The 23,452-nt window shown below is 54.0% G+C and carries 18 protein-coding genes; 10 read left to right on the forward strand and 8 right to left on the reverse strand.

The annotated features are described in order from the left end of the window. Positions 1-106 precede the first annotated feature (106 nt). On the forward strand, positions 107-1,231 hold the full coding sequence (locus SPI6313_RS12815) for an RNA-guided endonuclease InsQ/TnpB family protein (protein WP_072621352.1): 1,125 nt from the start codon (positions 107-109) through the stop codon (positions 1,229-1,231). A 233-nt stretch (positions 1,232-1,464) separates the two neighbouring features. Here SPI6313_RS12815 and gatB read toward each other — a convergent pair whose 3' ends face one another. After that, positions 1,465-2,952, reverse strand: a complete 1,488-nt coding sequence (gene gatB / locus SPI6313_RS12820; protein WP_072621353.1) for an Asp-tRNA(Asn)/Glu-tRNA(Gln) amidotransferase subunit GatB — start codon at positions 2,950-2,952, stop codon at positions 1,465-1,467. 107 nt (positions 2,953-3,059) lie between these two features. On the opposite strand from gatB, the gene SPI6313_RS12825 reads away from it, so the two are divergent. Further along, positions 3,060-3,758, forward strand: a complete 699-nt coding sequence (locus SPI6313_RS12825) for a hypothetical protein (RefSeq protein WP_072621354.1) — start codon at positions 3,060-3,062, stop codon at positions 3,756-3,758. A gap of 25 nt (positions 3,759-3,783) precedes the next feature. Here SPI6313_RS12825 and SPI6313_RS12830 read toward each other — a convergent pair whose 3' ends face one another. Beyond that, the gene (locus SPI6313_RS12830) at positions 3,784-4,203 is read right to left on the reverse strand and encodes a hypothetical protein (RefSeq protein ID WP_139276636.1); all 420 of its coding nucleotides are present in this window, start codon (positions 4,201-4,203) and stop codon (positions 3,784-3,786) included. A gap of 90 nt (positions 4,204-4,293) precedes the next feature. Continuing rightward, positions 4,294-5,994 carry a beta-carotene ketolase CrtO gene (gene crtO / locus SPI6313_RS12835; RefSeq protein WP_072621356.1) on the reverse strand — a complete coding sequence of 567 codons (1,701 nt, stop codon included), beginning with the start codon at positions 5,992-5,994 and terminating at the stop codon, positions 4,294-4,296. Positions 5,995-6,300: 306 nt separating this feature from the next. On the opposite strand from crtO, the gene SPI6313_RS12840 reads away from it, so the two are divergent. Further along, positions 6,301-6,636, forward strand: a complete 336-nt coding sequence (locus tag SPI6313_RS12840) for an STAS domain-containing protein (protein ID WP_072621357.1) — start codon at positions 6,301-6,303, stop codon at positions 6,634-6,636. Positions 6,637-6,657: 21 nt separating this feature from the next. Here the strand turns inward: SPI6313_RS12840 and SPI6313_RS12845 are convergent, their stop codons facing one another. Next, positions 6,658-7,800: a PP2C family protein-serine/threonine phosphatase gene (locus SPI6313_RS12845; protein WP_072621358.1), complete on the reverse strand. Its 1,143-nt coding sequence runs from the start codon at positions 7,798-7,800 to the stop codon at positions 6,658-6,660. 670 nt (positions 7,801-8,470) lie between these two features. Between SPI6313_RS12845 and SPI6313_RS12850 the strand changes: the two genes are divergently transcribed. The 3 genes from SPI6313_RS12850 to labA all read left to right on the forward strand — a co-directional run bounded on the left by SPI6313_RS12850 (position 8,471) and on the right by labA (position 10,552). Continuing rightward, on the forward strand, positions 8,471-8,908 hold the full coding sequence (locus tag SPI6313_RS12850) for an ATP-binding protein (RefSeq protein ID WP_072621359.1): 438 nt from the start codon (positions 8,471-8,473) through the stop codon (positions 8,906-8,908). 58 nt (positions 8,909-8,966) lie between these two features. Continuing rightward, positions 8,967-9,779, forward strand: coding sequence for a sulfurtransferase (locus tag SPI6313_RS12855; RefSeq protein WP_072621360.1), 813 nt, complete (start codon positions 8,967-8,969; stop codon positions 9,777-9,779). A 254-nt stretch (positions 9,780-10,033) separates the two neighbouring features. Further along, complete coding sequence (labA, locus tag SPI6313_RS12860) at positions 10,034-10,552, forward strand: low amplitude/bright protein LabA (RefSeq protein WP_072621361.1); 519 nt, start codon at positions 10,034-10,036, stop codon at positions 10,550-10,552. Positions 10,553-10,577: 25 nt separating this feature from the next. Here the strand turns inward: labA and SPI6313_RS12865 are convergent, their stop codons facing one another. Together SPI6313_RS12865 and SPI6313_RS12870 are read right to left on the reverse strand one after the other, a co-directional pair. After that, positions 10,578-12,425, reverse strand: coding sequence for a WD40 repeat domain-containing protein (locus SPI6313_RS12865; protein WP_072621362.1), 1,848 nt, complete (start codon positions 12,423-12,425; stop codon positions 10,578-10,580). Between the two features lie 56 nt (positions 12,426-12,481). Further along, complete coding sequence (locus tag SPI6313_RS12870) at positions 12,482-14,380, reverse strand: adenylate/guanylate cyclase domain-containing protein (RefSeq protein WP_084669202.1); 1,899 nt, start codon at positions 14,378-14,380, stop codon at positions 12,482-12,484. A gap of 220 nt (positions 14,381-14,600) precedes the next feature. Here SPI6313_RS12870 and SPI6313_RS12875 point away from each other — a divergent pair, with 220 nt between their 5' ends. Next, complete coding sequence (locus SPI6313_RS12875; protein ID WP_072621364.1) at positions 14,601-15,548, forward strand: aldo/keto reductase; 948 nt, start codon at positions 14,601-14,603, stop codon at positions 15,546-15,548. Positions 15,549-15,618: 70 nt separating this feature from the next. Here the strand turns inward: SPI6313_RS12875 and priA are convergent, their stop codons facing one another. Next, positions 15,619-18,189, reverse strand: a complete 2,571-nt coding sequence (gene priA, locus SPI6313_RS12880; RefSeq protein WP_072621365.1) for a primosomal protein N' — start codon at positions 18,187-18,189, stop codon at positions 15,619-15,621. Between the two features lie 609 nt (positions 18,190-18,798). On the opposite strand from priA, the gene SPI6313_RS12885 reads away from it, so the two are divergent. Continuing rightward, positions 18,799-19,923, forward strand: coding sequence for an RpoD/SigA family RNA polymerase sigma factor (locus tag SPI6313_RS12885; RefSeq protein WP_072621366.1), 1,125 nt, complete (start codon positions 18,799-18,801; stop codon positions 19,921-19,923). 142 nt (positions 19,924-20,065) lie between these two features. Here SPI6313_RS12885 and sufR read toward each other — a convergent pair whose 3' ends face one another. Beyond that, positions 20,066-20,725 (reverse strand): iron-sulfur cluster biosynthesis transcriptional regulator SufR, encoded by a 660-nt coding sequence (gene sufR, locus SPI6313_RS12890; RefSeq protein WP_072621367.1) that lies wholly within the window; start codon positions 20,723-20,725, stop codon positions 20,066-20,068. A gap of 348 nt (positions 20,726-21,073) precedes the next feature. Between sufR and sufB the strand changes: the two genes are divergently transcribed. Both sufB and sufC read left to right on the forward strand, forming a co-directional pair. Then, entirely contained in the window at positions 21,074-22,519 is a 1,446-nt protein-coding gene (sufB, locus tag SPI6313_RS12895) for a Fe-S cluster assembly protein SufB (protein ID WP_072621368.1), read from the forward strand. 127 nt (positions 22,520-22,646) lie between these two features. Next, the gene (sufC, locus tag SPI6313_RS12900) at positions 22,647-23,438 is read left to right on the forward strand and encodes a Fe-S cluster assembly ATPase SufC (protein WP_072621369.1); all 792 of its coding nucleotides are present in this window, start codon (positions 22,647-22,649) and stop codon (positions 23,436-23,438) included. Positions 23,439-23,452 lie beyond the last annotated feature (14 nt).

Genomic DNA, 23,452 nt, shown 5'->3' on the forward strand with positions numbered 1-23,452 from the left:
GTCAAGACTTACGAATGTAAAGCGTAAAGCCCCCGTTTTCCAAACAGGGGATATAAGCGAAGGGCTGAATTTATTCAGCCGTGATACCGAGGTATCATAGCAACCATTGAAAACGCTCAAGTTCAAGCTCTACCAGCATAAGCGGAATAGATACCTCAAGCGGACAATCAATGCCGCAGGGCGTATCTACAACCATTGTGTTGCCCTCCACAAACGGTACTACCGAATGTGGGGCAAGCACTTGAACTGCGCCCGACTGCAAAAACACATCGCCAAGCTTCGGAAACGGAACCCCTGGTGGTTGCAGGTGGGTTCTCAAGCCGTACAGGATATCTGCCAACGAATTGAGAAAGCGTATCAACTGTTCTTCAAACACAACAAAAAAGGCGTTCGCCTGCCAAACTTTAAGAAGACCCGAAAGTACAAATCCTTCACCCTCAAGCAAGCTGGGTACAAATTCCTCGGTGGCAACCGGGTCAGGATTGGGAACAAAGTCTATCAATATTGGCACTCTCGCCCCATTGAGGGCAAGGTCAAAACCCTGACGATTAAGCGGACTCCCCTCGGAGAAATGTGGATGATTGTCACGGTAGATACCCTGTCAGAGCCTGAAGTCAAAACCGAGACAGGTCAAATTGCTGGTTTTGATTTTGGACTTAAGACCTTCTTGACCTGTTCTGAGGGATTCAAGATTGATGCACCCTTGTTCTTCAAGCAGTCACTTAACTCGGTTCGCAAAGCGAGTCGAGAGTTGTCCCGTAAGCAAAAGGGTTCAGCCCATCGGGAACGTGCCCGATTAAACTTATCCCGCAAGCATGAAGATATTGCCCATCGACGGCGGGACTGGTTCTGGAAGTTGGCTCACCGCCTGACGAATCAGTTTGATGTGCTGTGTTTTGAAACCTTGAACCTCAAGGCGATGCAGCGGCTCTGGGGGCGTAAGGTGAGTGATTTGGCGTTTCGGGAGTTTCTGCAAATCCTGGAGTGGGTGGCGACGAAGAAGGGGAAGCGGGTGGTCTATGTTGACCGCTGGTTCCCTTCGAGCAAGACCTGTTCAAGTTGCGGTCATATTTTGGAGCATCTGGATTTAGAGACTCGCCATTGGAGGTGTCCCAGTTGCTCGGCAGAGAATGACCGGGATGAGAATGCGGCGATGAATATTAAAGTGGCTGGGGCTTCAGCCATTGGGTTAGGTGATGTCAGACAGGCGTTGCCTGCTATTGCTGTTTGATCCCAGAATCCCCCGTTTTCTAAACGGGGGAGTAAGTCAATATTCGGATCGTCTTGGATGTCCAACGCTCAATGGGGCGGTGCGTGACGCTTCACTAACAGCACCCTACGACGATGGCACAGCTAAAATGGTGCTTTATTGTAGGGTAGTTTAGGTGGCTTAAATATGGACTATAACTGCAATTTAGCAATTCACCGTAACCCACTGATGGAGATATGTCATGCTACTAGGGTTTAGCCCTTGAGCTTTTTGACTAGGAGTTGGTTGGTGAGTTTGGGGTCGGCGCGGCCGCTGGTTTGTTTCATGATTTGACCCATGAAGAACCCTTGAATCTTTGTTTTGCCGGCGCGGAATTGTGCCACTTTGTCGGGGTTGGCGGCGATCAATTCGTCGATCATCACTTCGATCGCGCTCAGGTCGGAAATTTGGGTCATGCCCTTGCTTTCGACCAGTTTCGCGACGGAATCGATGGGGGTGGTCAGTAGTTCCGGCAGGATGTCTTTGGCGATTTTGCCGCTGATTGTGCCATCCTCGATCAGTTGGAGGAGTTCGGCGAGGGTGGCGGGGGTAAGGGCGAGATCGGCAATGGTGAGTTTTTCGCTGTTGAGGTAGCCGAGGATGTCGCCCATGAGCCAGTTGGCGATTTGTTTCGCGTCGGCCCCAAGGGCGATCGCACTTTCAAAATAGGCCGTCATTTGGTGATCATCGGTGAGCACCCGTACATCATAGGGCGAGAGGCCCAGATCGGTTTCGTAGCGATCGCGTTTCGCCGCCGGCAGTTCCGGCAGTTGCGATCGCCACTGTTCTAACTGTTCTTTGGACACCTCAATCGGCGGTAAATCCGGCTCCGGAAAATAGCGATAATCGCTTGACCCTTCTTTTTTACGCATACTGATCGTGCGTTGGCTACCCTCTTCCCAGAGGCGGGTTTCTTGGTAGAGGGGTTCCCCGGCTTCGAGGGCCTTGGTTTGCCGTTCGATCTCGTAGTCGATCGCCTTTTGGATCGCACTAAACGAGTTCATATTTTTAATCTCAATCTTGGTGCCGAATTCTTTTTGACCCACGGGCCGAATCGAAATATTCACATCACAACGCAGGGAGCCTTCTTGCATATTGCCGTCGCTGATTCCCAGATAGCGCACAATCCGCCGCAATTCTTGGCCATATTCCGCCGCTTCGGCTCCGGTGCGAATATCCGGTTCGGAGACGATTTCGAGGAGGGGAACCCCTGCCCGGTTAAAATCCACCAGGGAATGAGTGGAACCGGAAAGGCGATCGCTCCCCGCATGGACTAACTTGCCCGCATCTTCTTCCATGTGCAGGCGCGTGATGCCGATTTTTTTGCGGGTTGCGGCTTTCGTGACGGGATCGACGAGTTCAATCTCTAACCAACCATGTTCAGCAATGGGTAGGTCATATTGAGAAATTTGGTAATTTTTGGGTAAATCTGGGTAAAAATATTGCTTACGATCAAATTTGCTGTAGGGGGCAATTTGGCAATTGAGTGCTAAGCCAGTTTTGACGGCAGATTCCAACACTTTTTCATTGAGTACCGGCAAAACACCCGGATACCCTAAGCAAATGGGCGAGATGTTCGTGTTCGGCGGCGCACCAAATTCCGTCGAAACCGGGCTAAAAATTTTGGTTTTGGTGTTGAGTTGACAATGGGTTTCTAGGCCGATAACGGCTTCGTAGGTCGTTGAGGTCGCTGTTGCTGGCATAACAATAAAACTTCGTTGGCTTAAAAATTCGTTGGTTTCCGCGTCGTGCTCTTATTTTAGCCCTTCTGTTCCCTGCAATTGTTCTGTATTGGCTGAATCCTCCCGTTATGAAACGTCCCTCTTTAATTCCGTTAGAGCCAACGTTTGGCCCGTCAACCGCGCTGATTATGATGGGGGGTGAATGTGGCCATGCGCCAGAAGGGATGACTAGCACGGCCTGGCGATCGCTGATGCGTGACTTGGGCTGGGCGGGGGCGATCTATCAATTGCAGTGGGATGATGAGTTGAATCTCACCCTAGGGACGCTGACGCAGCAGGAGCCTGCCGAGGCGATCGCCCATTGGAACCGCTGCCGCAACCAATTCAAGCGCATCGGCAAGAGTTTTTTGCCCAAACTGATTTGGGAGTTAAACGTGACGACTGTGTCCCTCTGGGCAATTTCCCACGGGACACAGGTGGCCTACTATGGGCTGCGGGACTGGTCGGAGGCGGATATTCAACTGCGGGATGCGGTGTTGTTGGCGGGGACGGTGCGGCGCGATCGCGGCAAAGACTGGGGGCGGGTGGCGAATAATCTTGAGGGCACATTATTCAACTTCTACAACACCGAAGACCTGATGCTAAAGCGGTTTAGCCAGCTTTTAGACTGGAAACGCAGCCCCTGCGGGATTAAGCCGATCCGCGAAGAGTGCGATCGCCTCCTCAACATCGACGCAGCCCCCCAAATGACCACCGCCAACTACACCCCCGACAACTGCCGCGCCGTGCTCACCCACACCCTTCAACCCCATTGGCGGCAATCCTAAAACCCCGCAATAGTCATCTGATCCATTAGGGACAAAGCGCCGCTGTCCATTCTTGCGATTCGCCCCGCCGACATCGTTGTTGTTGTCCGACCCAAATTAATTGCCAACCGTATTCGTGATGCCAGACAAACTCTAAGCGTAAACGGATCGCGGCAATGGAATCATCGGCTAAACCGACCACCGTTACGGTTGCGATCGCGCCCCCGTGAGCATCATAGTCAAGCCGCACGGATTCTGATTGCCGACCTTCGGTTTCACGAGTGAGATCCGCGAATAATTCCAAGGCCGTTGCTTGGGGAGTATCACCAAGAATGCCGTAACGCTGGGCGTAGTCCTGGGGCGAAATCTCCCGATAGTGCGATCGCGCCACCTCTGCCTGAGCCACACCGCCAAACAGTAGCCCCAAACTCACACTGGTGATACCTAGAAATCGTCTTAAATTCATGAGAAATTAAGCCTATCAAAACTGTATTGGGTGCAAAAATTTTGCCTAATCGTGTAGGTAAACAATAGGATTAGTCGATCTTCCACAGGATCACCCGCCGGATACCCCCAAGGCAGCTTTCACGAGCGATCGCACATAGGCCTGCGCATCCCCTAAGCGATGAACTAACGGATTTTGGGACTGCATGAACACCCGCGCACAGTTGCGCCCCGGCATTCCCGAAATCGAGCCGCCCGGATGGGTTCCCGCTCCCGTTAGATACAGCCCCTCAATCGGCGTTTTATAGTCCGCAATTTCCGGCAAGGGGCGGAAAAAGATCATTTGATCCAAGGTCATGTCCATGTGATAACAGTTGCCCTTGTAAGATCCCAGCCGCTGGGCCAGTTCCGCCGGACTTTCCACCCGTCGCGCCATGATTGAGCGTTTCACATTGGGGGCATAGGTGGCGAGCTTATCGATGACGCGATCGGCCACTTGTTCCTTCACCGCATCCGTCCAGCCCGTGCCATCCAGCCCCGTCCCCTCTGCGCCTTTAATTTGGTACGGCGCGAAAAATTCAATCCAGAGGGTGTGTTTACCCTCCGGAGCCATGGAGGGATCGAGAATCGTCGGACAGACCGCGTACAGGGAGGGGTCGCGATCGGGGATTTCGCCAAAGGTACAGAGGGCGTGGGCTTTTTCCACATGATCCACGGAATCGGCGATCAACACTGACCCCACTAAATATTCATCGCTGTGGTTGTAGGCTTCAAAGCGGGGGGCTTCGGAGAGGGCACAATCAATTTTCAGGATCGTTTCGTTGTTGTTGACGATGCGGCGATCGAGGCGATCGCGCAACTTCGGATCAGCCGCGCCAATCTCATCCGGGGCCACCAAATTCAAAAACAGCCGCCGCGCATCAATGTTAGAAATCACGCCCTTAATCGCCCGGAACTCGCTACCGTTGGCCACTTCCACGCCAATCACCCGCCCATCATCAATCAGTAGCCGTTTCACCGCCTGCTCGGTGAGGATTTTGCCCCCCTTGGCGGTGACGAGGTTGACGAGGGCCTGGGTTAACGCTCCCGTACCGCCTTTGGGGCGAGACATCCCCGGATGGTGGCGCATGGCCATCATCATCGCACCGACGGCGATGCCTTTTTGAGACGGCGGCGCACCAATTTCGGCGGCGAGGCGAGCCAGGGGAGCCTTGATCGTTTCGCTGTCAAACCATTCTTCTAGTAACTCGGTGGGGGAGGTGATCATGTTGCGGACAAAATCCAGCACCTTGTTGCGCGATCCCAATACCGCTAGGAGGTCTTTTAAGTTTTCCAGGCCGTAGTTACCGAGGATGTCGAGAATTGCCATCGGGGGCGCGTTGAATAGGGGCGCGATCGCCCCCCCCAACTGCTGCCAATAGCTCGCGAATTCCGCATATTTGACCGCATCCCGCTCGCTATAGTGGGCAATCCCCGCGCAGGTTTTTTCAATCGATTTATGGGCTAAAAATTGGGAGCCATCGGGCAGCGGGCAATAGACCACCGGATCACAGGGTAAATACTCTAGGCCATACTTCCCCAGTTCCAACTCCTCCACCACCGGGCCGAGGTGGATAAACTCATGATCAATAGCACAGAGATTAAATTTAAAGCCCGGCGCATCGACGGGCATGGCTTCTTCGGTGGTGGCAGCACCGCCGGGGACGGGGCGTTTTTCGAGAAGGAGCACGCTATACCCAGCTTTCAGGAGGTAGGCGGCACAGACGAGGCCGTTATGTCCTGCCCCAATAACAATGACATCGTAGGTTTCCATGATGATTTAACTGGCACAACGAGAGGGAGAGCAATGGGACGTGCGATCGCAGTTTCTGAATCATCGGTCATCAACCCAGGGATCGAACCCCGCTGTTATCCCGTCAACTTGGTTCAAAACCAAAACCCTGCACGACCAAGCAAGTGGTGTAGGCTTAAGATCACTGCCGAATTCAAAACGAAGAATTAATCTCCCTCAATTCAGGCGAACTCGCTTACTTGGAGTCTAGTCCAAAGCGGTTCTTCTCGCTATACTGGCAACGTTCACCCTTGCCAAGTTACAGCTTGCGTTTTAAAGTAACACCCTATGAATCCAGCAATTAAAGTGGTTGAGCCGTCCGGCATCTTAGATGGCACGAAGGCGAATGAATTTCGCCAAGAAATTAGCGATCATGTGTCCAACGGGGTAGAAATGATCCTAATCGACTTTAAAGATGTCACCTTCATGGATAGCTCAGGGTTAGGTGCGTTGGTGCTTGCCCTCAAAACCGTGCGGGCCGCCAAACCTCACAAAACTCAAATGTGTCTCTGCTCGATCAACGAACAGATCAGAATGTTGTTTGAGTTGACAAGCATGGATCGGGTCTTTGATATTTACGACACCCGCGATGACTTTGAAGCCCAAATCAACGCACCGCAATAGTGCGTCGCCCTCCATCGTGAGCTAATGGGCAAAGTTAATTTCGAGCAATGATAAATCATCATCAAACGCCAGATTTTGGTTAATCACCTTCATCTGCGCAATAATTTGGTCAAGGTTGCGATCGGGGCTTAAACGATAGTCCTGTAACTGACGGGTGAAGCGGTCTAGGCCCCACAGTTCCCCATCGGGTTGGGGGAGTTCATAAATCCCATCACTGAATAAGTACAGGCTCGAATTGGGCGCAACTTTGCAGACGGCTTCTTCATAGACCACGTTGGGAAACATGCCCACCGGGAAGCCAGGGGTTTTCAAGGGTGAGGTGTGGATCGTGCCATTCCGTTGGGGGGAGAGCAGGAGCGCGGGGGGATGACCCGCACTGGCGTAGGTGAGTTGGCGATTTTTTTGGTTATAGACCCCGTACCAAATCGTGAAGTATTTATCGTTGCGGGCGGTCATTTGAAAAATTTCATTCAAACCGGCGAGGACTTCTCCCGGTTGACGGTAGTTGACTTGCTTGAGGGCTTGCGATCGCAACAAATTCAGCACCGACACCGACGGCAACGCCGCCCGCAACCCATGGCCCGACACATCGAGCAAATACATCACCGCATATTGATCATCGAGCCAATAATAATCAAAACTATCCCCCCCCAACTGACTCGACGGAATAAACCGCATATCCACCACCAACGGCGGCGACGGCGACGGTTCTGGCAACAACGAACAGACATAATCCGCCGCCTCCGCCAATTCGGTCTCTAGCAACTGCTTCTGTCGCTGCAAATCATTATTAAGTTGATAGAGCCGCAGCCCGGAGCGAATCCGCGCCTCTAACTCAAACATCTCAATCGGCTTACAGAGAAAATCATCCGCCCCCGCATCCAACCCCTCGACTCGATCCTCCACAGACCCCTTCGAGGTGAGCAGAATAAAAAACGTCGTCGCCAACTCCGGCAACGACTTGACATGACGGCAGACATCCAAGCCGTTCATCTTCGGCATCACCCAGTCACAAATCACCATCGCCGGGTGTAATGCCTGCACCTGCGCTAACCCATCTGCCCCATTGCTCGCCACCGTTACCTCGTAGCCACGACTCGCCAGCGTCCGCTTTAACAGCATCTGAATCGCCGGGTCATCGTCAATAATTACAATATTCTCCATAGCAGAGCCATTATTCTGAGTCATCGGGAACGCGGGGAATCATAATTCGCGGCTTCATTTAGATTGTAGGATTTTGCTTGGACAGATGGCGTTTCAGTACGGGACAAAAAATCCGGTTTGGGCTGCAACCCTGATGATTTTGTAGGTAGTGCGGGCATCTTGCCCGCTGGTGTCAGTCACAATAGGGAGCAAGATGCTCCCACTCCATCAAACTCAATATTCCTTCAACCTTTGTCCTGTACTGAGAGATGGCGTAACCCATTCTACGGTGATACTTCAAGATTGCTTTCCACTTCACGTTAAACTATGGGAGAGTTTTTCTGGGTACAAACGAAGTCTAATCCGAAATCCGAGCCCATAACCCCACACATTAACTCCGATTCCCAGGCAGGGAGCCAAAAGATCTTGCCCTCCTAGGAGCGATTCGGTGAGGGGGTGTGAAGGGGGACTGTAGCGGATTGGGGATAATATTGTCCAATTGGGTGGAATAACATTCCACCATCCTAGGTTAATTGACATCCTCTCCAGCCGAAGGGCACGGGAATTCCCAGTCTAGGGAGATCTAGCGCTAACGTCCTGGCGAGTCAACAGCGCCTCGAAGGTTGGCCTGGAATGGTGAGGCTTGTAACCCAGTGGGTTTGGTCAGCAATTTTGAACGGGAGTTTTCCGATTGGACGTTCTGCATCAAAGCACGCTCACGACTCAAACTCGATTAAAGCAGCTTGACCCTGTTTTGGCCTGGTTTAATGCGAGTTATAGTCCTGAAATTGACTCCAAAACTTGGATTCAGTGTGAGTTGGCTTTAGCGGAGGGCTTCACCAACGCTGTTCGCCATGCCCATGAGGGGTTAGCCGCGACGACCCCCATTGAGCTAGAGGTGCGACGTTATGGCGATCGCATCGAAATTCGCATTTGGGATCACGGGCCCCCCTTTGATCTCGAAGCCTGTTTAAATAAGGTGAATGCCCAAGCCGGTAACAGCAGCGGCGGCGGCGGACGAGGCATCGCGATTTTGCAAAAAATTGCCGATCACCTCAGTTACCAGCGCACCGAGCACCCGCAAAACTGTCTCTTAATTGTGAAACATTATCGCCGTTCATCCGGATAAGAGGAGGTGCAGCCGACAACACCAGCCCCTTCTGTATCATTAAAAATGTTTTATTTCTATGAATCCTATTATTTCCACGGCTGCCCTGGGCGATCGCTTGGCTGATCCGAATCTCGTTGTGATCGACTGCCGTTTTCAGTTAGCCGATCCCCAGTGGGGACGGACTCAATACCAGCAGTCCCATCTTCCCGGTGCGTATTATCTTGACCTCAATACCGATCTTTCCGCCCCCGTGGCATCCCATGGCGGTCGCCATCCCCTTCCCGATCCCACCGTCCTTGGGGAAAAATTAGCGGCAATGGGGATCATCTGGGGCAAAACTGCTGTGGTGGCCTACGACGATGCCCACTGTGCCTTTGCGGCGCGGCTGTGGTGGCTGTTGCGGTACTACGGCCATGGGGCGGTGATGGTTTTGGATGGGGGATGGCCCGCATGGGTGGCGGAGCAGCGTCCGGTCACAGCGGCGACCCCTGAATCGCGATCGGGGTATTTTGTCCCGCAGGTACAGCCGGATTGGTGTATGGAGCGGGAACAGGTGCGCCGGGGTCAAGACAGCGGCACGTTGACCCTTGTGGATGCACGGGATGCCGATCGCTACCGAGGCGATCGCGAACCCATTGACCCGATCGCCGGCCATATTCCAGGGGCGGTCAATCGACCCTGGCGCGAGGCGACGACGGCGGCGGGGTATTGGCGATCGCCCTCAGAACAGCGTCAGCGTTGGGATGGGATCGATTGGGAGGGGACTGTGGCGGTGTACTGTGGTTCGGGCGTGACGGCCTGCGTGAATTTGCTTTCCTTGGCGATCGCAGACCTCCCCTCGGCCCAACTCTATCCTGGCGGCTGGAGTGACTGGTGCTCCTTTTTGTAAGGTGCAATTTTGTAAGGTGCGATCGCCCCTCCCCTCAAATTTACTCACGGGGCTAGAGCGTTGTGGGATACTTTTAGAGCGTCGTCATCATCAAACGGCCAAGGCTGCGATGTGATCTGACCAGCCTGGGTTGAGACGGACTGAGCCGATAAGTATGACCCCTCAGCCCTGACAATCCCGATCATCTGAATCTATCTCTGACTATATCTAGATTATTTATTGGATTTTTTTTAAATTAATTAGGTTGTTCTTTTATGTTTTTTCCGCAAAATCGTTTATCTATTTTTGTTGACGGGAATAATATGTTCTATGCCCAACAAAAAAATGGTTGGTTCTTTGATCCCCGTCGGGTTTTAGAATATTTCAAAAGTGAACCCACCGTAATGCTCGTCAATGCCTTTTGGTATACCGGCTTAAAAGATCCCCAAGATCAGCGCGGCTTTCGAGATGCTTTGATCAGCCTGGGCTACACGGTACGCACGAAAATTCTCAAGGAATATTATGATGATTCGTCGGGACGTTATTCCCAAAAAGCGAATTTAGATATTGAAATTGTGGTGGATATGTTTAACACCTGTGAGCAATATAATCGCGTTGTTTTGTTTAGTGGCGATGGCGATTTTGAGCGGGCGATTGAACTGTTGCGATCGAAAAATACCCATATCACTGTAGTCTCCACCGAGGGCATGATTGCGCGGGAATTACGCAACGCCACCGATTGCTATATCGACCTCAATGAAGTGCGCGACCATATCGAAAAAATCGACTATTAAGGCGTAAGGGGCGGCGCGATCGCATCTAGGCCGGTTGCCAGACGCGGATCGTGTCGTCGCTGCTGCCACTCACTAACCAGAGGGGGCTAGAACCGTTGCCTTGGCGGGCTTGGCCGAAGGCGAGGGAGGACACCGCCGCAGAATGGCCGGTCAAGGTGTCGATCGGCGTGCCGCTGCCCAAATCCCACAAGATGATGCGACGATCCCAGCTTCCACTGGCTAAGACGCGACCATTGGGACTGAGGGCGATCGCTAACACCGCATCACGATGACTCGACAGCGTCGCCACCTCGCGCCCATCACTCACCTGCCACACCTTAATCAGCGTGTCATCACTGCTGCTGATCACATAGGCCCCATCGGGACTAAAGACCAGATCATTAATTGTGCCGTGATGGCCAACGAGGGTGCGGAGATTTTCCCCCGTGGCCAAGTCCCAGAGTTTAATCGTCTTGTCGTCGCTGCTGCTGGCCAACAGGTTCCCTTTGGGACTCATCGCCACGGACTTCACCCCGGTGAACCATTCCGAATGACCCGTCAGGGTGCGCAGCAATTGACCCGTGGAAAGATTCCAAATGCGCACGGTTTTGTCATCACTGCCGCTGATCAGGGTTTGACCATCGGGGCTAAAGCGGATGGATTTCACCGTCCCGGCGTGACCATTGAGGACATGGGTGGCGCGACCGGGGGACAGGGGCCAGAGTTTGATTGTCTTGTCATCGCCGCCGCTGGCCAGCAGTTGACCATCGGGGCTAATGGCGACGGTTTTCACTTGGGCAACCCCGCTTGACCCATTGGGCTGGCCAATGGTACGGAGGACTTGGCCGGTGGAGAGGTTCCAGAGTTTGATGGTGTGATCGTCGCTGCCGCTGGCGAAGGTTTGACCGTGGCGACTGATGGCGATCGCATTCACACCACTGCTGTGGGCATCGAGGATATAGGCGCATTGCCAATGGTGTTGCTCGCTGTGCTGACCATTGCGGGCGATCAGGAGGGGGGCGGGAGCCGGTTCAATGGCGAGGCTACCGGAGTCGGAGTCGGGGGGAACGGTGGCTTGCAGGCGGGCGATCGCTGTGCGCAGGTCTTGGAGTTGTTGATCGGTGTCTGGGTTGATCTGTTGAACCTGGGTTTTGAGGCTGTCTAGATCGTGACGGACGGGATCAAGCTGGTCTTGGATCGCCCGGTCAATTTTTTCGTCAAGCTGGGCGGTGAGGGTGGCTTGGTAGTCGGCGGCGATCTGCTGTACCTGTGTTGAATCGAGGCTCGTGGTGTCCGGTAGGGTATTGAACCGTGCTTGTAGATCTGCGATCGCCCCTTGAATCTCCGTCAATTGGGTTTCCGTCGCCGGATTCACCTGCCCCGCCAGCAATTCCAATTCTGCCAAATGTTCCCGAATTCGATTGAAAAACTGTTCAATCTGATCCACTGCGGATTCTTTGGTTTGCAATTGATTTTCTTTGAATTCCCGCAGTTGTTGTTGGGTGCGGGTGTCCAATTGTTGGGTCTGGGTTTTGAGTTGTTCGAGGCTATTTTTGAGGGGATTGATCGTTTTTTGAAGTTGAGCGATCGCCTCTTTACCCTGCTGTGATGAATCTTTCGTGCTGCTTTGGAGCGTGGTAGTAGCCTGTTCAAGTTCGCCGAGGCGTTCTTCGATCGGATCAATAATTTGGTGGAGATGCGTTAAGCCCGACAGTTGTTGTTGCTGTCCAAGTTGATTAATCCGGTTGCGGTTATCCATATTGAGGCCCACCGTAATCGTCAACGGCACCGCCGCATACACAACTTGTTGGGTGGCCGCCGCTGCGATCGTTCCCACCACAGAACCTGCTAAAAAAACATATTTTGTAATCTCAAGCCAATAGCGTCGGGTCATAACGGTTGGGGCTGTGCAATAGGGGTCATGATTTTAATATCACGATTGTACCCAGTTTAGGGATCTTGCAACGGGGGATGATCAGAGCGGGGACGAATCTGTAACGGTTTGGTGGGCGATCGCTCTTCAAAGACGGCGCGATCGCCCACCAAAAAATAGGTAATCATCTCGCCTTTGCCCTTCACCTCAATCGGGCCACGGGGCACACAGTCAAAGCGAGATTTCACCAACGCATAGGTCACCGGCGAGAGTTGAATTTGCCCTGCTTCTCCTTGGGACTCCATCCGCGAAGCCAAATTCACCGTATCGCCCCACAGATCATAGGTAAACTTTTTCATCCCAATCACCCCCGCCACCACCGACCCCGAATGTATCCCAATTCGCAGTTTGAGGGTTTCCCCCGTGCGGGCATTAAACGCCTTCAGCACCGTGATCATATCTAAGGCCATGGCGGCCACCGCCTCCCCATGGTAGGGGTTCGGTTCCGGCAATCCCCCCACCACCATGTAGGCATCGCCAATGGTTTTAATTTTTTCGAGTTCGTGGCGATCGCTCAACTGATCAAACTCCGAAAAAATTTCATTGAGCATCTCCACCAACCGCTTCGGCGGCATCCGTTCAGCCACCTGGGTAAAATTCACCAAATCCGCAAACAATACCGTCACCTGCTCATAATGTTCCGCGATCACGCTCTCCCCCACCTTGAGCCGTTTCGCGATCGCCTGGGGCAAGGTGTTGAGCAGCAACCGTTCCGACCGCGCCTGTTCCACTTCCAACTCCTGCAAACTTTTGCGCACCGAAATTTCTGCCAACTCCAACTGCATCACCTTTTCTTCCCACCCCGCATAGAGGTCTTGCAGCCGTGCCGTCATTTGATTAAACGCCTGCGCCAACACCCCCACCTCATCATTGGTCATCACCGGAGCCATTTGCCGAAAATCCCCATCCGCCACCCGAATCGCCGCCTCTTTAATCGCTAAAATCGGCCGAGTAATCTGCAAGCTAAACCAAGACACCCCCGCCATCACCAACAGCACCGACCCCGACCCGACAATGAAAATCCCCCAGGCCAACTGTCGCGCCGGTCGAAAGGCTTCCGCTTGGGTAATTTCCACCAGCAGCGCCACCTGTAATTCATCCACCCAGCGCGAATAGCCAATCACCGGCACACCGGCATAGTCTGGGTACAGACCGCCGCCGTCCTGTTGACTGATCGCTTTGTCGATACCCTCGGAATGCACGCCCCTGGGATAGTCATCTTTACCAAAGCGATCGCCAGACACAAACGCATTGTAAGCATCCACCAAGTAGCTCGTTCCACTTTGCCCCAAGCCCACCCGCTCCGTCACAATCCGATCCATTTGCTCCAAATTGAGATGCACCGCCAGCACCGCCACCACTTGCCCCCGCGCATCACCGAGGGGCGTGGAAATCGTGATCGTGGGGCGATTGGTCACCGGCGACGGATAGACGCTTTGCACGTAGGTGTTCCGCAGCCCTTCGGTGAAATAGCTGTCTTTGACGCGATATTCTCCTTCATGCTCTGGATTGGTGGACAGGACGACGCGCCCGCCCTTTTGGTCGAGAATCATGATCTCCGCGAGTTCTGGGCGACTGGCGAGGGTGGAGGTGAGGAGGCGTTTGGTTTCAATGTAGGCGGAATCGAGGCTGGCCCGATCGCCCGCTGTGGGATTTTGCAACAGGGCCGGGAGGCGATCGCGCACTTCATTGAGTTGGGCGATCGCCGTCGTGGCTTCCTGCTGATTTTCAATCCACAGGGTAATCGCATCAGCCTTGAGGAGTGCCGACACCCGCAACCGATCAAATACCAACCGGGTGATCAGTACTCGTGCTCCCAAAAAGGTCAACACCCCAACACTAATCACCGTCAGGAGAGACAGGAGCGAAAAATAACTGACCAAGCGAATCCGCAGGCTTTTTGACCAAAATTGCACGGTCAATCTAGGAGGCGACGAGCCGTAAATTATGCTTTATTCTAGCCTTTGTTTTTTCACCGTCGAGGGGTGGAGCGAACAACAGCGCATCAACCCGAATCGGCAAGAGTTCGATTGCACCTCGCTTGACTCTGCTCTCCCGCCTAATCCGCAATCTTCGCCATAATTAAGTGGAGATGTATGGATTCTATAACACAACTCTGAGATGACGATACCTGAGATGCAAATGGTGCAACTGGGCCCCCAAGGGCCAAGGGTTCCCGCTTTGGGGATTGGCACATGGGCCTGGGGAGATTCCCTGTTTTGGAACTATGGCGATGATTACGGTGCGCCGGAGGTGGAGGCGGCGTTTGAGGCGGCGATCGCAGCGGGGATCACCTTTTTTGACACGGCGGAAGTCTACGGCTTAGGCAAATCGGAAACGCTCCTCGGTCAGTTTTGCCAGGCGTGCGATCGCCCCGTCCAACTCGCCACCAAATTCGGCCCCGCGCCCTGGCGGTGGTCTGCCGATGCGGTACATGAGGCCGTTACCGCCAGCCTCAAACGGTTGCAAAAACCCAGCATTACCCTCTACCAAGTCCATTGGCCCTTCACTTTCTTCCTCAGCCAAGAAACTCTCTTAAATGCCCTTGCCGCTGAAGTGAAACAAGGCCGAATCGAAGCCGTCGGCGTGAGCAACTATTCCACCGCCCAAATGGTCGAAGCTCAGGAAATCCTCGATCGCCAAGGCATCCCCCTCGCCGTCAACCAAGTGCAATATTCCCTGCTCCACCGCCAGATTGAACGCAACGGCATCCTCCGCCATGCCCAACAAGCGGGCATCACCATTCTCGCCTACAGCCCCCTGGCCCAAGGGTTACTGACGGGCAAATACACCAGCGATCGCACCCCCAGCGGCCCCCGCCGTTGGGACAGTCGCTTCAACCCCGACGGCCTCGCCCGCATTGCCCCCGTCCTTGATCTTCTCCACCGCTACGGCGACGAATACGGCAAAACCCCCAGCCAAGTCGCCCTCAATTGGCTGATCGCCCAAGACGGCGTGATCCCCATCCCCGGCGCAAAAAATGCCCGCCAAGCGGAACAGAATGCCGGAGCCTTGGGCTGGCGTTTGGGCGATGATGCGATCGCGCAACTCGACCAAGTCACTCGCCCATGGTTAGGGGAATAAACGCCATTTCCCACAATCGACCGTAGGGGTGCAACGGTTACGGACAGTGGTTGAAGGCGGGCGATCGCTCCTAATCAAAATACAGCGGGTCGATATTTAAAGACAGGATCACGGTTGAAGGACAGAGGGCGTACAGGGGGGAAAAGTCCGGCAGTGATGGGACGTGGGGCGGCAGTTTGACCACAAGATGCCAGCGGAACCGCCGTTTAATTCGCATGATCGGGGCGGGAGCGGGGCCGAGAATCTGGATTGAGGGGGGGAGGTCTGAGGATTGATCCCACTCAGCGCAAAGTGATCGCGCCCACTCAGCGCAAAGCGATTGAGTTTCCTCAGCGCAAAGCGATTGAGTTTCCTCAGCGCAGAGCGATTGAGTTTCCTCAGCGCAGAGCGATCGCGCCCACTCAGCGCAGAGCGATCGCACCTTCATCGCCACCAGTTCCGCCGTCGATCGCACCACCTCCTGATCCAACCCACTCACCCGCACTAATACCAATCGACAATAGGGCGGATAGTAATGTTGGTGGCGTTCCTGTAACGTCGCTGCCATGAAGGCCGAGTAATCGTAGGCTTTGACCGCCTGCACCACGGCATGATCGGGGCTGTAGGTTTGGAGAATCACCCGCCCCGGTTCCTCGCCGCGTCCGGCCCGCCCGGCCACCTGGGTCAGCACTTGAAACGCCCGCTCCGTGGCGCGGTATTGGGGCAGATGAAGTAAACCATCCGCCGCGACGATGCCCACCACGGTCACCTGGGCCACATCTAACCCCTTCGTGAGCATCTGGGTTCCCACGAGGACATCAGCATGACCCTGGGCGAAGCGAGTGAGCAAGGCCCGGTGAGCGCCTTTGGTGCGGGTGGTGTCGCTGTCAAACCGGAGTAGCCGTAACTGGGGAAATTGGCGTGCTAATTCCGTGATCACTCGCTGAGTGCCGCTGCCGAATTGTTTGAGGTAGGGGGAGCTACAGGCGGGGCAGTGGGGGGGCTGGGCTTGGTGATGGTTGCAGTAGTGGCAGATCAGGCGGGGGGTTGCCTGGTCGTGGGTGTGGTGATAGGAGAGGGAAACATCGCAGTGGGGACAGTGGAGGACTTCGCCACAACTACGGCAGGAGACAAAGGTGCTGTGGCCGCGACGGGGGATGAAGAGGATGCCCTGTTGGCCGTTGGTTTGCATTGCGGTGAGGGCGTGGTGGAGGCGATCGCTAAAAATCGACCGATTGCCCCGCTTTAATTCGACCCGCATATCGACGATTTCCACTGGGGGCAGGGGGCGATCGTGAATCCGTTGGGGTAGGGTGAGATACTGCGCGGGGGGATGGTGGGCGGCTTGCCAGGTTTCGAGGGCGGGGGTGGCCGAGCCGAGAATCAGGGCGCATTGCGCCAATTCGGCCCGCCATTGGGCGACGGTGCGGGCGTGATAGGTGGGGCTGGGCTGCTCTTGTTTAAAACTCGCATCATGTTCTTCATCCAGGATGATCATCCCCAGATTGCGCAACGGGGCAAACACCGCCGATCGCGTCCCAATCAGCACATGGGGGCCGCTGTCTAACATCGTGCGCCAGGTATCATACCGTTCCCCCTCGGATAAGTCGCTGTGATAGACATAGACGCGATCGCCAAATCGGGCCCGAAACCGATCGGTTAATTGGGGCGTGAGGCCAATTTCCGGCACGAGGACGAGGGCCGATTGACCGGCGGCTAAACGAGGCGCGATCGCCTGTAAATACACCTCTGTTTTTCCCGATCCCGTCACCCCATGGAGCAAAAAGACTTGAAACCCGGCGCTGGATGCGATCGCCCCTAACACTGACTGCTGCGCAGCAGTCAGCACCTTGGGGGCATCCCGTTGCTGACCCTCGCCCTGCTCTAAACGCAACACCTCTTGATCTTGAATCACCACATAGCCTTTGGTTTCCAACTTCTTGAGGGTGTCCGTCGTCGTGCGACACAAGGACAGAAACTCCATCAGCCACATTTGCCCCCCCTGACGCTGCAAAATTGTCAGGATTTCCTGTTGTCGTTTCGTGAGGTCTCCGGCTGGGCCGGTGGCTTGGAGGAGGGTAATTGCTTGGCGTTTTTGGGGCTGACTGTAGCGCGGCGGTTCGAGATAGCTGCGCACCCAGTCCCGCGCCATCAAGTCCCGCACGCCTTTGTCGGCTTGGCGCACCTTCTGCTTCAGGTAGCGCATACTGTAGTCCCCTTCGGGCTGTTGATCGAGGAGAGCGAGCACGGCTTGGGCGGGGGCCGAACAAAACGTTTCCGCACCGGGAGGGAGGCGATCGCGCCAGAGTTGAATCCGCCGCTGGGACTTCCCCAACAGACCCGGCGGCAACGCGGCACGCACCACCGTGATCAACGGCGTACAGTAATCGGTCGCCACCCGCTGCAAGAGGGTGAGATAGTCCGGGGCTAAAAATCCCGGTGCGATCACCCCTAGCACAGGCCGAATCTGATCCGGGGCAATGTCCGGCGGGAGAATTTCCCGCCGCTGGAGTACGATCCCGCCCAACTGTTGCACCCCAAAGGGCACTTGCACCACATCCCCCGGAGCTACGGCAAACTCTAGCGGGATCTGATAGGTAAAAACCGCCTGCACGGTGGGACAATCCACCAAAATATCGACCCACAGCGGAGCGTGTTGCATCACGACAATCCTCATTATGGGGCGATCGCTTGCAGCCGACCGCCTCTTTTGCCTCCTTCAGACTGTAGCAAATGATGCGAAATTCCCACGGCAGTTTGTATCAAAGACTGCATTGTCCCCAGGAAAAACAGTTCCACAAGTGATGATTCAGGAACATAAATACAACCGTTTAAATTTAAATATCCTGAAATTTTCTGGCAGCCGGAAAATCAGATGTTAAGCTAGAACCCAACTTCTCCCACCTCGTTCTTCTCTGGGGTTCGTCCTCTGTAACCCACTCATCATAGGATTAACACCGTTGAAATCAGGACAGGATGACTTAATGTTAAGCGAAAATCTTTGTCTGTGTTTTGTAATTAAGAAAACAAATTGAACAATAAATTCTGGTAGCCTAATGAGCAGCTTCTCTGGCAATCTCAACTGATTTATGGGCAGGCTAGGGGCTGTGGCCCCTTGTTAATAGAAGTCCAAGACTTACCATTGATTGAGAATCCTATAGCTCCTGAAATTCGTGGGATAGAGTCATGACCAGCCTTCCGTTTTAACCCAAATTTTCCCCTTAATAACCCCCTTTTAAGAAATCTTTCTCTGTCACTTGAAATAACACCTATGAATGTTGCTGAACTGAACACCCCCGACACCGAAATGCTCCTCGCCGCCCCTGAGTCGGCCCCAGCCGACCCGTTGGAGACTGAGCCCCAAGGATTAGAGCCGGCTTTGGTGGATATTACCTTTTCTGACCAAGCTGATGATTCAGTGCGATCGCAACGCAACTACCGTAAAAGTGATTTAGACGACACGGTTGGAGCATTTTTCAAAGAAATGGCCCGCTATCCTCTGCTCAAGCCCAATGAAGAAATCGAACTGGCGCAGCGGGTCAAGTTTTTAATTCAAGTGGAAGAAATGCGGGACAGTTTGCGCCAGGAGCAGCAAACACCAACCAAGGCGGCGGTAGCGATCGCCCTCGGCCTCAGCGAACGCCAACTCGACCAGCAACTCTACCAAGGGCGGGTCGCCAAGCGCAAAATGATCCGCTCCAATCTTCGGCTTGTGGTATCCATCGCCAAACGCTACCTGAATCGGGGCGTGCCTTTCCTCGACCTGATCCAAGAAGGTGCGATCGGGCTGAACCGGGCCACGGAGAAATTTGACCCCAACAAAGGCTACAAGTTCTCCACCTACGCCTATTGGTGGATTCGCCAAGCGATCACCCGCACGATCGCCAACGATGCCCGCACGATCCGCCTCCCGATCCATATCGTTGAAAAACTCAACAAACTCAAAAAAGCCCAGCGCGTCCTCAAACAAACCCTGAAGCGCAACCCCACCGAACTCGAACTCGCCGCCGAACTCGATGTTACCCCCGAACAACTGCGCCAACTGTTTCAACTGCGGCGGCAGTCCCTCTCGTTAAACCACCGCGTCGGCAAGGGCGAAGACACCGAACTGATGGATCTCCTTGAAGACAACGACCTCAAGCTCCCCGAAGACCAAATGGGCGAAATCATGATGCGCCAAGAAATTTGGGAGGTGTTGAGTGATGTCCTCACCGAGCGCGAGAAAGACGTGATCACCCTCCGCTACGGCCTCAACAGCACCCAACCCCACACCCTCGAAGAAGTGGGCGGCCTGTTTAACCTGTCCCGTGAGCGAGTGCGCCAAATCCAAAGCAAGGCCATGCGCAAACTCCGCCGTCCCCAGGTGGCGCGTCGTCTCAAAGGCTGGTTGTATTAGCACGCGCTCCGATTAGACACGGTTTAGACATGGATCAAAACAAGGGGCTTCAGCCCCTTGCCTCTCTAGCCGCACAAACAAACGAGGGACAGCCGCGAGGGCTATCCCATAAAAATGGCTCAGGCTGTCAGGAATCAGGCTATTAAAGGGAGGCCTTGGCACGAATCAGATAGCCGCAACGGTGTTCACCGTCGTTGAGCCATTGGGTGCGCTCCACGGTGCAATCGGGGAGAATTGCCTCGAACATTTCCAACTCGTGGCCGCAGACAGAGGGAAACGATTCTGCAACTTCGGAGATGGCGCAATTGTGTTCGGCGAAAATGTACTGTTGGGGGGTGTCGCTGTCGGGGTGTTCTACGGGGTGAATTTCGGCCATGTAGCCTTCGGCTTGGCGAATTTGCACCAGGGCTTCAACACGATCGCGCAGTGACCCAGGGCCAATGCGATCGCGATACGCCAACGCTTTGCGCTCCCATTGTTTCCGAAGCACGACCCCCACCTGTTCTCGGCCCACGGTTTCCATCAGCGTATCGATCAGGGCAACCGTAAATTCTCCATAGCGATGGGGGAACTGTTCGCGCCCTTCACGACTGAGGGAATATTGATGTTGGGGCCGCCCCATGCCATTTTGGATCGCCTCATAGGCCAAGAGGCCATCGTCTTCGAGATCCTTTAAATGTCGCCGAATTGCTTGGGGACTAATCGCCAGGGAGTCTGCGAGGTTCTGGGCAGTGGCTTGCCCGTGTTTGAGTAAATGATGCAGAATGTCTTGCTTGGTCGAAGCGTGCTGCGTCGTCACCATTGTGTAAAATGTTCCTTGGACTTTGACAACGTCTCTGTTGTTAATGTAGCCTAAGATCAGTTAAACAACCAAATTGTTGTTTAACATGCAGCGGTGACGATCAGCAGCGCCCATTCTCAAGCAGCACCACGGAAGATTTGTGACTTCAAACAAATCCCCTTGCTGTAGGAGGGTGCGATCGCTGACGATCATACCACCCCCGCCCAGAACACCACTGTGGGACTCTCCACATCCCGTCGAATATCCGTGAGTCAACGACTTCACCCAGTCTCGACGATAATTGAGTATCCCCAATCCAGACCAGAGCACAATCCACCCCGACTTTAGCTGCGGAGAACACTGAGTTTCATGAGTGCAACCTCTGTCAAAACCCTCGTCAATCAACCCTACAAGTATGGGTTTATCACCGACATCGAAGCTGACAGCCTTCCCCCAGGCCTCAGTGAAGACGTGATCCGGCTCATTTCTGCCAAGAAAAATGAGCCAGAATTCATGCTCGAATTTCGCCTTAAAGCCTATCGGCATTGGCTAACAATGGCCGAACCCGACTGGGCCCACGTCGGCTATCCCCCGATTAATTATCAAGACATCATTTACTACTCAGCGCCGAAAACCAAAGACGGTGAAAAGCTCAAGAGCCTAGATGATGTTGATCCCGCCCTCTTAGAAACCTTTGAGAAACTGGGGATTCCCCTTTCCGAGCAAAAGCGCCTGGGTAATGTGGCCGTCGATGCCATTTTTGACAGCGTTTCGATTGCCACCACATTTAAAGAAAAACTCGGCGAAGCAGGGGTAATTTTCTGCTCCATTTCCGAAGCCCTCCAAGAACACCCGGAACTGATTAAAAAATATCTCGGCACGGTGGTTCCCACGGCTGATAACTATTTTGCGGCGCTGAATTCGGCGGTGTTTAGTGATGGTTCCTTTGTGTTTGTGCCCAAAGGGGTCACCTGCCCGATGGAATTGTCCACCTATTTCCGGATGAATAGCGGCGATACGGGACAGTTCGAGCGCACCTTGATTGTGGCTGAAGAAGGGGCCTCGGTGAGCTATCTCGAAGGCTGCACCGCGCCCATGTACGACAGCAATCAACTACACGCTGCGATCGTGGAACTGGTGGCCCTCGATGATGCGGACATTAAATATTCCACCGTGCAAAACTGGTTTGCTGGCGATGAAAGCGGCAAAGGCGGAATCTATAATTTCGTCACCAAACGGGGACTGTGCAAAGGGAAAAACTCAAAAATTTCCTGGACTCAGGTGGAAACCGGATCGGCGATCACCTGGAAATATCCCAGTTGTGTCCTCGTGGGTGATAACTCCGTCGGCGAATTCTACTCCATCGCCCTGACGAACAATCACCAACAGGCGGACACCGGCACGAAGATGGTGCATATCGGCCGCAACACCCGCAGCCGGATCATCTCGAAAGGAATTTCGGCGGGGCAATCGAAGAACAGCTATCGCGGTCTAGTCAAGATGGGGCCCAACGCGAAAGGGGCGCGGAACTATTCCCAATGTGATTCGATGTTGATTGGCGATCGCGCCGAAGCCAACACCTTCCCCTACATCCAGGTAGACAACAACACCGCCAAAGTTGAACACGAAGCCTCCACCTCCAAAATTGGTGAAGACCAACTCTTTTACTTTGCCCAACGCGGGATCAGCTCCGAAGACGCGATTTCGATGTTGATCAGCGGCTTCTGCAAAGACGTGTTCAATCAACTGCCGATGGAATTTGCTGCCGAAGCGGATAAACTCCTCAGCCTCAAACTTGAAGGAACCGTGGGGTAACGCGAAATCTCATACCAGGGATGTCAGCATGGCATCCCCTGAGCCTTCTAGACGGCAGGTCTTCAGCATCACCTGTGAAGACCCCTTTTTTTGACGAAATCTTATACATCCGGATAGCGAGACCATTATGATTCGAGACAATAGCCCGGTGATCTTATCGGTTAAAAACCTGACCGCCACCGTTGACGGTACACCCATCCTGAAGGGGGTCAACTTCGAGGTTAAAGCGGGCGAAGTTCACGCCATCATGGGGCGGAATGGTTCCGGAAAAAGCACCTTCTCCAAAGTGCTCGCGGGTCATCCCGACTACGAAGTGACCGGCGGCGAGGTGATCTACCACGGCGAAAATATCCTCGACCTCGAACCCGATGAGCGGGCGTTAAAAGGAATCTTCCTCGCCTTTCAATATCCCCTCGAAATTCCAGGGGTGAGTAATTTAGATTTTCTCCGGGTTGCCTATAATTCTCGCCAAAAGGCCCTGGGCCGCGAGGAAGTCGATACCTTTGATTTTGAAGATCTGATCGAGGAAAAACTCGGCATTGTCCAGATGGAGGCGAAGTTCCTCGATCGCAGCGTCAATGAAGGGTTTTCCGGCGGGGAGAAAAAGCGCAACGAGATTTTGCAAATGGCGCTCCTCGAACCGAGTTTGGCGATTCTGGATGAAACGGATTCCGGGCTGGATATTGATGCGCTGCGGATTGTGGCCCATGGTGTCAATCAACTGGCAACGGCGGACAATGCCACGGTGATGATTACCCACTACCAACGCTTGCTTGACTATATCGAGCCGGATTTTGTCCATGTGATGCAGGCGGGGCAGATCGTGAAAAGTGGTGGGAAAGAGTTGGCCCTGGAACTGGAAGAGCGGGGCTATGATTTCTTGGATAACCACGAGGCTGAGGCGGGAGTGACGGCATAATGGTAGTATCTGAT

Source organism: Spirulina major PCC 6313 (genome assembly GCF_001890765.1).
Taxonomy (GTDB): domain Bacteria; phylum Cyanobacteriota; class Cyanobacteriia; order Cyanobacteriales; family Spirulinaceae; genus Spirulina; species Spirulina major.